This window comes from Neobacillus sp. FSL H8-0543 (assembly GCF_038592905.1).
Lineage (GTDB): Bacteria > Bacillota > Bacilli > Bacillales > Cytobacillaceae > Neobacillus.
The window spans coordinates 1,156,399-1,168,791 of record NZ_CP151943.1; the positions used below are offsets into that span (position 1 = coordinate 1,156,399).

The window sequence follows — 12,393 nt, forward strand, 5'->3', positions numbered from 1 at the left end:
AACACACTCCCTAAAAACGATACGTATTTTACTTATTTTACATCAGCATTTAAAAACTAGTCATTTTTTCTTTATTCTATTTGTGATAAAGTATACAATCTTGTTTATGTATTTAATCATACGACAATAATATTAAAGCCGCAATTGCATTTGTCCATATATTTATTATATTTTTTACAATTTAGCGAAAAAAAACCTCCCGAATTGAACTACAGAAGGTTTTTTTTCGTTAAATATTAATTTCGAACGTAGTTCGACGCTAGTAATTGATTATAGAATGCATCAAATTGATTAAGGTCCATTTGCTGTTGTGCGTCTGAAAGGGCCACTGCCGGGTCAGGATGAACTTCAGCCATTACACCATCTGCACCAATTGCAAGTGCTGCTTTAGCAGCTGGGAGAAGCAAATCTCTTCGGCCAGTTGAGTGAGTTACGTCAACAAACACTGGTAAATGCGTTTCTTGTTTTAGAATCGGAACAGCAGAAATATCTAGTGTATTTCTAGTTGCCCGTTCGTACGTTCTAATTCCTCGTTCACAAAGAATAATTTGTCCATTTCCTTGTGCCATAATGTACTCTGCTGCATTTATAAACTCTTCAATTGTTGCAGCTATCCCTCTTTTCAACAAGACAGGCTTGTTAACTGCACCTGCAGCTTTTAACAATTCAAAGTTTTGCATGTTACGAGCCCCAATTTGAATGACATCAATATAATCCATCGCCATTTCAATGTCAGCAGGATTAACGATCTCACTGATTACTGCCATATCGTATTCATCTGCAACACGTTTTAAAATTTTCAATCCTTCCACACCTAAACCTTGGAAATCATAAGGTGATGTTCGTGGCTTGTAGGCTCCGCCACGAAGAAGTTTTAGGCCCTTTTCTTTCATTGCTTTTGCCACGGTAGCTACTTGTTCATAGGATTCAACTGCACAAGGGCCGAAAACGAAGTGAGGTTTTCCATCACCAACCTCTTCACCCTTTAAGGTAACAATCGTATTTTCTTGTTTCTTCTTCCTTGAAACAAGCAATGCCTTACTATGATCATCTTTTTGCAGATCTAATCCTGCCTTGAAGATTTCCTTAAATATGTGATCAATTGTTGAGTTTTCAAAAGGTCCATCATTATGCTCTTTAATTTTATCAAGCATTGTTCTCTCCCGGACGGGATCGTATCTGAATACCCCTTGATTTTCTTTCGCTTTTCCAATCTCTTGAACTAGTCCTGCCCGTTCATTTATTAGTCTCAACAGTTCCAAGTTTAATTCATCGACACGTGTTCTCAATTGATCCAATTCATTTTTTCCCATATCTTTCATCCCCGTCCTTTCATTCACTAGGTAGTAAATATTTCCATTACGTATAGCTAGCAACTATAAATTGTTTAAACATTAAAATAATTAGGCTTATTATAGCGGATATATATTTTTTTGTCACGACTTTTTTCTTTAATAATTAAACGCTTTTAAGCACTAAAGCATTTTATGTTATATTCAATGAAATGTACCTACCTATTATCAGTAAAAGTACTTGCCAATGAACGTTTAGTTATCTTCCAGTGCGAGGCATTCCAAAGCGGGTTCCCATTTGCAAACAGGATAGCTTGTGGTGATTCATGCTTAATTTGGAATTTCTCAGCGATCGCATCAGATAATGGGCGGGAATCCTGTACGGCCAAGTAATAAGTGGGAACTTCTTGGTTCTCATCAGCAAATTTCTGATATTCCTGATAGGCTGCATGACTAATCGGACACGTTAAACTGTGTTTTAATAAAAAAAACTTTTCTTCTTTATTTAATAGTTCTTCTAATTGTTCAAGTGTATCCATTTTATTTAACATTATTTTACCTCCAATAAAAATAAACGGTGAAGTAATTCTATCACTTCACCGTTTCTCTTACAAATAATCAGTATCCTATTTAAACTTGACCTGTTGATTAGAGCTCCAGGCACTTCGCTTTCCGCGGGCGTGCCGGGGAGCCTCCTCGGCGCTTAAGCGCCTGTGGGGTCTCCCCAGCCCCGTACTCCCGCAGGACATTGAATAGGCTTCCTTGAATATTCACCGCACGAAGGAAATGCGATAGCATTTTCGAGGAGTTCTTCGTGCCTTCCGCTCCAATCAACAGAGTTTGAAAAAGCAACTATGTTAACTACAAACATTCCTGTTCTTAAAGTGTTACTTTTTTTTCCTCTTCTTCGAATGCCTTTTTTGCTTCTTCTAGTTTTTGAGTAATATCTAGAGTGTCGGCTTTTTTATTGTCTGATTTCACTTCACTAGATCCTATTGGGATATAGGTTATTTCCTCTAGAAGATCATCTGCCTCTTTCTTTTTGTTCATTAGCTGAATAGTCTTTTCTTTTATTGTGCCTGCTTGATTATTAATAGTACTGCGAATCTCTTGTCCTGATTTTGGCGCTAAGAGCATTGCTACAGCTGCACCAACTACTCCGCCAATTAAGGCACCTAACAAAAAGCTGCTTGAAGAGTCCTCACTATTTCTCTGGCTATTTTCTTTTGATACATAATCCTTACTCATTTAGTATTACCTCCCTTTTAAAAATAAAAAAATTATCTTGATCGAACTCTTTGGATTTTCTCTGTAGGTACTTCACTTTTTGGTTGCTTTCTTTCAGTCCACTTGTCTTTTAGTTCGAGGATTACATTGCTCCATTGGACAATTTGAGATACCTTTTCTTTATTTTGTTCCACTTGAATATCAAATGAACTAGTTAAATTCTTTAGCGTTCCATTAAATTTACTTACTGTTGTCCCAACGTCCTTAACCGCATCGACGACGCTAGTTAATCTTTCTGATTTATCTTGAATGTCATCTGCTAAAGCATTGGTTTTTTGTAAGAGTTCCGTGGTTTCTTTTGTGACGCCGTCTAATTGTTTTTCTAATCCCACTAATGTTGTTGAGACGCTCGAAAGAGTCCCTTCTAATGCCTTAAGTGTTTTTGCTAAATAAATGACAAGTACCATAAACGCGACCGCAATTAATGCGATGCTCAAGTATAGAATAATTTCCATTTACGTTTTTACCTCCGCCTGTATACTACCATTATGTATTACCTATCCAATGATGTGTTAAACCCTTGAATCATTTCTTTAATTACTTCAAGACAATTGTCTCATTTTCCTGCTATGGTTTACAATTGATTTAGGTTCAAAAGTGAATATTTATCAACTTTCGCTTAAAAAAGGTACAATAGAAATGTATTTTTACATTTTTGGGAGGCGTTTTTGAATGAAAGATCCGCGTATTGGCACATTAGCAAAAAATTTAATTAATTATTCACTTCAATTACAAAAAGGAGAAAAGGTACTAATCGAAAACTTTGGCCTGCAGCGCGAGCTGGTTACTGCCCTCGTTAAAGAAGCCTATCTTGCAGGTGGTTACCCTTTTGTTTCTATCAAGGATCATCAGGTGGACCGTTCCTTACTTCTGGGTGCCCAAGAAGAGCAATTCAATATGATTGCAGACTTTGAAGCAAATGTTATGAGCAAAATGGATGCATACATAGGTCTCCGTTCTGGTGAAAACATCAATGAACAAGCGGATGTACCAGATGATAAAATGAAAATTCATGGCAATACGGTAGGTAAAAAGGTCCATCGTGATATTCGAGTGCCGAAAACAAAGTGGGTTGTCCTTCGCTACCCAACATCAAATATGGCTCAATTAGCAAAAATGAGTACAGAAGCATTCGAAAATTTCTATTTTGATGTTTGTAATTTAGATTACGGTAAAATGGATAAAGCAATGGACAGTCTTGCTGAATTAATGAATCGTACGGACAAGGTACGTATTACAGGACCTGGAACAGACCTTAGCTTCTCGATTAAGGATATTCCCGCTATTAAGTGTGCTGGACGCTTAAACATACCTGATGGTGAGGTTTATACCGCTCCCGTCCGTGATTCAGTTAACGGTGTGGTTACTTACAATACGCCTTCACCCTACCAAGGCTTTACCTTTGAAAATGTGAAGCTAACTTTTAAGGACGGTAAAATTGTCGAGGCAGAGTCCAATGATTCTGACCGCATCAATAAGATTTTTGATACGGATGAAGGGGCACGGTATGTGGGGGAATTTGCAATTGGCGTTAACCCATTTATCTTAACACCAATGCAGGATATCCTTTTTGATGAAAAAATCGCAGGCAGCTTCCACTTTACTCCAGGTCAGGCCTATGATAATGCGTATAACGGCAACAATTCTAATATTCATTGGGATATGGTAAATATTCAGCGTCCTGAATATGGCGGAGGAGAAATCTACTTCGATGATGTGCTCATTCGCAAAGACGGACTCTTCGTCATTCCTGAATTAGAAGGTCTGAACCCAGAAAATTTAAAATAAAAGAAAAGGATGCCAGCGACTAAGCTGGCATCCTTGTTTTATAATGTTAATTGTTTTTCGTAAGACTCTTGGAATTTTTGGATATCCCCAGCGCCCATAAAGACAATTACACTGTCTTTATGTTTTTCAAGCAGTGCTGTGTTTTCTTCTAAGAGAACTTCTGATCCTTCAATTCTTGATTGTAAATCCTGAATCGTGAGCTTGCCATGATTTTCTCTAGCTGATCCAAAAATTTCGCATAAGTATGTCTTATCAGCAAGCCGCAAACTCTTAGCAAAATCCTCCAGGAAGGCTTGCGTGCGGGAAAACGTATGCGGTTGGAACACGGCAACAATTTCTCGATCAGGATATTTTTGATTAGCCGCATCGATAGTTGCTTTAATTTCTGTTGGATGATGTGCATAATCATCAATCAGGATTTGCGATCCAATTCTTTTTTCTGAAAATCTCCGTTTTACACCTTGGAACGAGCTTAACAGTGCTTTAACAATTAATACATCTATCGTTTCGTAATGGCATATCCCAATTACAGCTAACGCATTTAACACGCTATGTTCACCAAACGTAGGAATGGTAAATGTGTCATAAAAAGTATTGCGAATAAAAACATCAAAGCTCGTGCCACTTGTTGTTTTAACAAGATTTTTGGCTTGATAGTCATTTTCTTCACCAAATCCGTAAAACAAAACAGGAACCTTTGCCTGGATTTTTTGCAGCTGTCCGTCATCACCATAGGCAAATATGCCCTTTTTCACTTGAACAGCCATTTCTTGAAAAGCTGAAAATACGTCATCAATATTGGCAAAATAATCGGGATGGTCAAAATCAATATTTGTCATAATTGCATAGTCAGGGAAATAGGACAAAAAATGCCTTCTATATTCGCATGCCTCAAAAACAAAATACTTAGCGTCTTCTTCACCTTTACCTGTACCGTCACCAATTAAAAAGGATGTAGGCTTAGCTCCTTTTATGACATGGGCAAGCAAACCAGTTGTTGATGTTTTACCGTGTGCACCTGTAACGGCAACACTCGTAAAGTTTTGCATAAAATCGCCCAAAAATCTATGGTACCGAACAATTGGAAGCCCGAGCTTCATTGCCTCTTGAATTTCTTCATGTGTATCAGGAAAAGCATTACCTGCAATAATTGTCATTCCCGGCTCAATATTTTCTTTTTGAAAGGGAAGTATTTTTATTCCTGATTCTTCAAGGGCCAGTTGAGTAAAAAAGTGCTTTTCGACATCGGAGCCTTGCACCTCAAATTTCATATCATGCAGAACTTGTGCCAATGCACTCATTCCTGACCCCTTTATACCCACAAAATGGTAAATAGTCATATAAAGAACCTCCAACCAACGTCTATATGTAAAACAGTATATGACATGTAATTTGAATTGCTAATTTGAACAAAAACAATAATAACGTATTATAACATTGTTTATTGATAAAAACTAATTAGATTTCTCTGTACATTATATTATTTGTTGATGTAAACAAAGAATACTAAAGATCAAATATTTGTGCCAGTTTATTGAATGGACTCCAAATCTGCTTCTGTAACTAATACATCGCGAGGCTTACTTCCATTTGCACTGGTAATAAAACCATTTGTTTCAAGAATATCCATTAATCTTGCTGCACGGTTATATCCAATTTTAAACCTGCGCTGCAGGCTTGATGTTGATGCATGACCTTGTTCGATAATAAATTCACAGGCTTCATAAAAAAGTTCATCCTCATCTTCGGTTACTTGTGACTTTTTTAATAGTTCCTCTTGTTCAAACAAGTACTGAGGCTCTTGCTGCTCTCTTACATGTGCGACAACCAGATCAATTTCTTCATCTGAGACAAACGTTCCTTGAAGCCTCACAGGCTTGGATGAGCCATTTTCCAAAAATAGCATATCGCCGCGTCCCAATAATTTTTCGGCACCAGCAATATCAATGATTGTTCGTGAATCTACTTGTGAAGATACTGAAAAGGCAATACGAGTTGGGATATTTGCTTTAATTAATCCAGTTATAACATCAACAGACGGTCTTTGAGTTGCGACAATTAAATGAATTCCGCATGCTCTTGCTTTTTGTGCAATTCTGCAAATCGCTTCTTCCACATCCGCAGGGGACATCATCATTAAGTCGGCTAATTCATCAATGACAATTACCATGTAAGGAAGTTTATCAGAATACCGCTTATGCTTCATTGCCAATTCATTAAAGCCGCTAATATTACGGACACCTGTATGGGCAAATAATTCATAGCGCCTTTCCATTTCCTCCACTGCCCATTTTAATGCAGCCGTTGCAGCCTTTACATCGGTAATAACTGGGCTCACCAGATGCGGAATTCGGTTATATGGTGCAAGCTCAACCATTTTAGGGTCAATCAGCAGGAGCTTTAAATCCTCTGGACTAGCTTTGTATAATAAACTAACTAAAATTGTATTAATACAAACACTTTTTCCTGATCCAGTAGCACCGGCGATTAGTCCGTGCGGCATCTTATTTAGCTCAGTCACAATCGGTTTTCCGGATATATCTAATCCTAATATTGCTGTTAATGGTGAGGTTGAATCACGGAACACGGTGCTTTGAATAATTTCATTTATTAACACAGGACGTGATTTTTGATTTGGCACCTCGATACCAATCGTATGTTTACCTGGAATAGGAGCCTCGATACGTATATCCCTTGCTGCAAGACTTAATTTGATATCATCACTTAGATTGGTTATTTTGTTCACCTTTACACCAGGTTCAGGCTGCACTTCAAAGCGAGTAACCGCTGGCCCCTGGGTAACATTAACCACCTTTGCCCCAACATTAAAATTGGTTAAGGTTTGATTCAAAAGCTCCTCTTGATAGGAAATCCACTCTGTATCCATTTCCACTAATACAGGTTGGGCAAGTAGGCTTGGGCCTGGAAATTCATATGAAACAGAATCGTGAGAAATAGGTTCCTCTTTCGGCTCTTCACTTTTTCGAGTGGGTTCAGTTACAATTTCATACGGCATATTTTCCTGCTGGGGATGCTTTTTTGATATTTCACCCTGAACATTTTCAGTTTGGACAAATTTTACTGTGTTTTCAATTTGAACCTTTTCAATTGGAACCATCTCTTCCACCTGTTCCAATTGAAAATCATTATTTTCAGAAAGGATATCTGCAAGCTTATCAAGCAGGACAGGTTCTTTCTGTTCTAATTTCCTTTTTCTTTTACTCTCTTCCCATTTTAGCTTATCCTGCTTCAGCATCATCACATTAAAAGGAATATGTGATGGTTTTGCTTTAGGCACCTCAGGCTGTTCCTCCACCGTGTCTTCGTAATGCTCCTTTGTAGCTATTTCTATTTCAAGCGTGGTTGGTTCAGGTTCTGCTACAAGGGTTACTTTCTTTTCTTGAATAGCATTGACACTCGTTAACAATGTCGCTTCATCCATGTGATCGCTAGAAAAAGTTACCTCTAAGTCTGATGGCTCATTTTCAATTATGGGTACATCTGAAACCAACTGTTCTTTAAAGTCTTCGACTAAAAAATGGCTTAATTCATGCTCAATTACGGAATTATTCTCTTGGCTCTGAGGCCGTTTAAAACCAAAAACAGGTGAAGGAATTTCCGTCAGCTGAAAGGGTCCCGTTCTTTTCGGAACATTCTCCAGTCGCTTTTTAGGCTGTTCCTTTTTAACTGTTTCACCTTCCATTATACTAAGATTAGATTTCTCCGTTTGGCTTTCTACCCTCTTTTTACGATTCCTTTTTTCTTTTTCCCCTAATGAAACCTGTGAGTTTACTGGATAGGACAGTTTTGCTTTTGGGTATTGATACGAAATTTTTGTATTTAAATCCTTCCCATTTTCATTTAGTGTATATGAATGTGATGCAACCTTTTTATCACTATGTATGTTAACACCAAAAGATTCATCATCTTCATTATCTTTAATAAACCTTTGTAAAAAACTTTGGATCCAATTCAAAACTATCACTCTTTCTCATTCTTCTCTTATTCTATTTTAACAGGATATATAAATATTTCGACAAAAAACAATAAGAATGAGTCGAATTATTATTCTATTTCCTTTTATTTCAATTTTAGAATGAAAAAAAGACCACTTATGTGATCTCCACTCATTCAGACCTCTTATTTTTCCCTAAAATAAATATTGGCTCTAATTCACCATTTTCATATAAAAATGACAACGCCGTTATAGGCACTCGTCCACTGGCAAAGAAACTCATAGCCATTTGGGCTAATACATCATAACCGGTATTGTTTTGGATATCAGCAATAATCAAAACATCCTGATGGGGCACGGCAAGAACCATCGTCCCTGTGATTTTCTTTTGCATTTCACTCAAGAATCCTTTATTTAAGATTCTGCTGGCATCGTATCCATCATTCTTGTTCAAGAAATAAAAAGTATTTCCAGCCACTTGATCCTCTTTTAATGCCGTGCCAAGAGACCTAACGTTAAAAAGGGCGATTTCCCTGATACGGCTAGCCTGCCACCCTTCTTTTTCCATAATTCTAGAATCAATTAAGCGATAAGTCTTCCCCATATCATATGCATAATAAATTTTCGTTTCTGCCGTATGGTCGTCAATTAGAAATGGAACACCCTCTTCCGCTTCCGCAGGAAAAGAAGCGGAACGAATGACAGGAAAAATCTTTTTCTCGTGGTCTGTTAACTGGACAGTGTCTTCCATGGCACGAAGACCTTCTTCGACATAATAAACCACTTCATCAATAGCCTTTTCATTTTCAGTATGCCACTTGGCAACAATACCTGAGAGTGATACAGTTATTCCCTTGCCGACTTTTTTACTTTCGACCCGAAGTTGATCCTTGTCACGATCATATGTAAATTTCCTATCAGCTGTTGCTAAACGGGATTCTAATTCTTTCCTCATATTCTTACTATCCATTTTCATACATTACCCCTCCAAAACACGCGTTTCCCTTTTCATTGTACATGAAAATGCCCCCATCTCAAAAAATGACGGAGGCTTTCTCGCAGATTATTTTAGATCTGTAATAAACTTTTCGATTTCCTCTTGCGTCTTCCTGTCCTTACTAACAAATCGGCCAAGTTCTTTTCCTTTATCGAATCCGATAAAGCTTGGTATTCCGAACACATCTAATTGCTGACATAGCTCAATAAATTGATCTCTGTCAATATGAACAAAAGTAAATTCATTAAATTTTTCTTCTATTTCTGGAAGCACAGGTTCAATTACCCGGCAATCTGGGCACCAATTTGCTGAAAACATTAGTATCGTTTTACCATCACTTATGAGTTGCTCGTATTGTTCAATGGATTCTAGATTTATCAATTTATAGCCTCCTAAAATTTATTATTATTTATCATTTTCTACTGAGTTTACAATTTGAGTCATAACTTTTGCTTCTGTATTCATGCTTCCAGTTTTGACTTGTGTTGTAATTTTAGTTCCGCCTACACCAATTGTAAGTTCGTTCATATCTTTTTCAAGACGCTTAATTATTATAAATCCTAGTCGATCATTTTTCTTAAATTGTTCATTTACATCTAATTCATCGAATAGTGCAACTGTTGCTGTGTATACTACGTCACTTGCTGGATCTTCTTGCGGGTTATTGAAAAGGATATATGTTTTAGAACCGTTTTTTAAGATTATATTATTCGGTGATTCATCTTTTATTTCATAACCAAAAGGTAAATAGAAATTCATGTTCTCACTTTTTTTATTCGCCTCTTTGGCTTGCTCATCAAAAGTTTCTTTAACTGATTTAATCGTTTCTTTACTCTCTGAATCAAAAGAAGCTTTTCCACAGGCACTAAGAATTGAAATTGATATGATTAGTATAAATAAAGTTTTGAAAAATTTCAGCGTTTTCGCCTCCTTTTTATGACATTAGTCCTATTATTATGATACCTTCCTTAATATTCAATAGACAAGTCTTTTGTCGATAATTGCTGTCGAAAAGTTTTATTGTAATGTTTTGTTTACAAGGCTGTTGATTGGAGCTTCAGGCGCTTCGCTTTCCGCAGGAGGTCCGGGGAGCCTCCTCGGCGCTAAAGCGCCTGTGGGGTCTCCCCTGTCCCTTACTCCTGCAGGAGTCTCGCGCCTTCCGCTCCAATCAACAAGTTATATAAATCACCATGACCTTTAATTAAACCTTTCGTAGTTGCTAGTTTTCTGCAGCATTCCTGTAATAATATTGTCCGATTAAAAGGTTCATGATATGTGCGAACATTTCCGCTCTGTTTATTAGACCATTGGTAAATATTCCAACTGCTCCTTCGTTCTTGCGGACATTTTTCTTTTTTGCATAATCTTCCATAACTGGACCAAGCTCTTCCCCTGCTCTCAACCTGCCTGCGATAGCCTCTGGCAACAGAAACCTTGCACCCCCAGCGATAATTGGCTCGTTATCGATTGAAACAAGTGCTCCCCAGTTGCATAATAACAGCCCATGGTCAGATTCTTGAACACCGCCCTCTAGTCCAATTCCAATATCACCCTGTCCCTTTTGCAGAGCCCCTTTGGCTCGATTAATCGCCCCTTTAATCGTTTCATCATCTGAGAAGGGCTGTTCACTTACACCCGAGGGAATATCTAATGAAATAAACTGTGAGGGCTGGAAATGAAAGCCTTGTTTCACTGCAGCAACCTTAGCTGGATTCGTCGAACCTATAACTATTTTCATTTTCTATCTCCTTATTATAATAGAGTAGGTTGTGTCAAAGCACATTGTTGATTTTGCTAACACTGTTGATTGGAGCGGAAGGCACGAGACTCCAGCGGGAACACGAGCACTGTGAGACCCCACAGGAAGGAACGACCGAGGAGGCTCACAGGCGAGCCCTCGGAAAGCTAAGTGCCTGGAGCTCCAATCAACAGACTATTTTAATACAACTTAAAGTAAAAAGAGGCATGAACCATGCCTCTTTAAGAAAATTAACTGTTTGCCTTGATGGTGTCTACGGTTGTTTGATCGCAAGCCTTTACAAGCCTTACTATTAATTCTTTAGCAGCTGCATAATCATCAATATGGACAATTGAAGCATGTGTATGAATATAACGTGAACAAATACCGATTACTGCACTTGGAACTCCTTCATTCGATTGATGAACTCTTCCGGCATCTGTCCCTCCTTGAGAGACAAAATATTGATACGGTATTTTGTGAGTTTCCGCTGTATCAAGAACAAATTCTCTCATCCCTCGATGTGTTACCATCGACCTGTCTAGAATTCGCAGCAAAGCACCCTTTCCAAGTTGACCAAATTCTGTTTTACTTCCTGACATATCATTGGCCGGACTAGCGTCAAGGGCAAAGAAGAGGTCAGGATTAATCATATTGGCAGCCGTTTGGGCACCGCGTAGTCCTACTTCCTCTTGTACCGTTGCACCAGAATAAAGCGTGTTTGGCAAGGTGAAATCCTTTACTTCTTGGAGCAATTCTATCGCAAGCCCACAACCATAGCGATTATCCCAAGCCTTTGCAAGTATTTTCTTTTCATTTGCCATTGGAGTAAATGGACAAATTGGTAGAATAGATTGCCCTGGCTTAATGCCAATTCGTTTAGCATCCTCCACATCATCTGCACCAATATCAATCAGCATATTTTTTATTTCCATTGGTTTATTCTTTTTCGCCTCATCTAATAAATGCGGAGGGATTGAACCCACCACACCAATAACTGGTCCATTGTCCGTCATAACTTGTACACGCTGTGCCAATAAGACTTGGCTCCACCAGCCACCTAGTGTTTGAAAACGAAGCATACCATTGTCTGTAATACCTGTAACCATGAAACCAACTTCATCCATATGACCAGCCACCATAATTGTTGGTCCAGTTCCATTCCCTTTTTTCACACCAAAAATGCTGCCCAGTTTGTCCTGGACAATTTCATCAGCATATTGAGACAGTTGTTCTTTCATATATTTTCTTACTAAATGCTCATTCCCAGGAGCACCAGGAAGTTCAGTTAAGGTTTTAAACATGGCTAAAGTTTGTTCATTCAAAGTTATTTCCT

At 38.1% G+C, this 12,393-nt stretch carries 12 protein-coding genes; 1 reads left to right on the forward strand and 11 read right to left on the reverse strand.

Features of this window, described 5'->3' with window-relative positions:
- Positions 1-236: 236 nt before the first annotated feature.
- From NSS81_RS06120 to NSS81_RS06135, 4 genes are all read right to left on the reverse strand, one after another.
- Positions 237-1,313, reverse strand: a complete 1,077-nt coding sequence (locus NSS81_RS06120) for a bifunctional 3-deoxy-7-phosphoheptulonate synthase/chorismate mutase (protein WP_342433947.1) — start codon at positions 1,311-1,313, stop codon at positions 237-239.
- A gap of 197 nt (positions 1,314-1,510) precedes the next feature.
- Positions 1,511-1,843, reverse strand: coding sequence for a bacillithiol system redox-active protein YtxJ (gene ytxJ / locus NSS81_RS06125; protein WP_342432652.1), 333 nt, complete (start codon positions 1,841-1,843; stop codon positions 1,511-1,513).
- Positions 1,844-2,171: 328 nt separating this feature from the next.
- Complete coding sequence (locus NSS81_RS06130; RefSeq protein WP_342432653.1) at positions 2,172-2,540, reverse strand: YtxH domain-containing protein; 369 nt, start codon at positions 2,538-2,540, stop codon at positions 2,172-2,174.
- 32 nt (positions 2,541-2,572) lie between these two features.
- Complete coding sequence (locus tag NSS81_RS06135; protein WP_342432654.1) at positions 2,573-3,034, reverse strand: DUF948 domain-containing protein; 462 nt, start codon at positions 3,032-3,034, stop codon at positions 2,573-2,575.
- Between the two features lie 217 nt (positions 3,035-3,251).
- Between NSS81_RS06135 and NSS81_RS06140 the strand changes: the two genes are divergently transcribed.
- On the forward strand, positions 3,252-4,367 hold the full coding sequence (locus NSS81_RS06140; protein WP_342432655.1) for an aminopeptidase: 1,116 nt from the start codon (positions 3,252-3,254) through the stop codon (positions 4,365-4,367).
- Positions 4,368-4,405: 38 nt separating this feature from the next.
- On the opposite strand, the gene murC is transcribed toward NSS81_RS06140, so the two are convergent.
- From murC to NSS81_RS06175, 7 genes are all read right to left on the reverse strand, one after another.
- Positions 4,406-5,707 carry a UDP-N-acetylmuramate--L-alanine ligase gene (gene murC, locus NSS81_RS06145; protein ID WP_342432656.1) on the reverse strand — a complete coding sequence of 434 codons (1,302 nt, stop codon included), beginning with the start codon at positions 5,705-5,707 and terminating at the stop codon, positions 4,406-4,408.
- 191 nt (positions 5,708-5,898) lie between these two features.
- A complete protein-coding gene (locus NSS81_RS06150; RefSeq protein WP_342432657.1) occupies positions 5,899-8,343 on the reverse strand; it encodes a DNA translocase FtsK in 2,445 nt (814 codons plus the stop codon).
- A 151-nt stretch (positions 8,344-8,494) separates the two neighbouring features.
- Positions 8,495-9,292, reverse strand: coding sequence for a DUF1444 domain-containing protein (locus tag NSS81_RS06155; RefSeq protein WP_342433948.1), 798 nt, complete (start codon positions 9,290-9,292; stop codon positions 8,495-8,497).
- Between the two features lie 93 nt (positions 9,293-9,385).
- Entirely contained in the window at positions 9,386-9,700 is a 315-nt protein-coding gene (locus tag NSS81_RS06160) for a thioredoxin family protein (RefSeq protein WP_342432658.1), read from the reverse strand.
- 24 nt (positions 9,701-9,724) lie between these two features.
- Complete coding sequence (locus NSS81_RS06165; RefSeq protein ID WP_342432659.1) at positions 9,725-10,078, reverse strand: hypothetical protein; 354 nt, start codon at positions 10,076-10,078, stop codon at positions 9,725-9,727.
- 460 nt (positions 10,079-10,538) lie between these two features.
- A complete protein-coding gene (locus NSS81_RS06170) occupies positions 10,539-11,057 on the reverse strand; it encodes a DUF84 family protein (RefSeq protein WP_342432660.1) in 519 nt (172 codons plus the stop codon).
- Positions 11,058-11,308: 251 nt separating this feature from the next.
- Positions 11,309-12,382 (reverse strand): M42 family metallopeptidase, encoded by a 1,074-nt coding sequence (locus NSS81_RS06175; RefSeq protein ID WP_342432661.1) that lies wholly within the window; start codon positions 12,380-12,382, stop codon positions 11,309-11,311.
- Positions 12,383-12,393 lie beyond the last annotated feature (11 nt).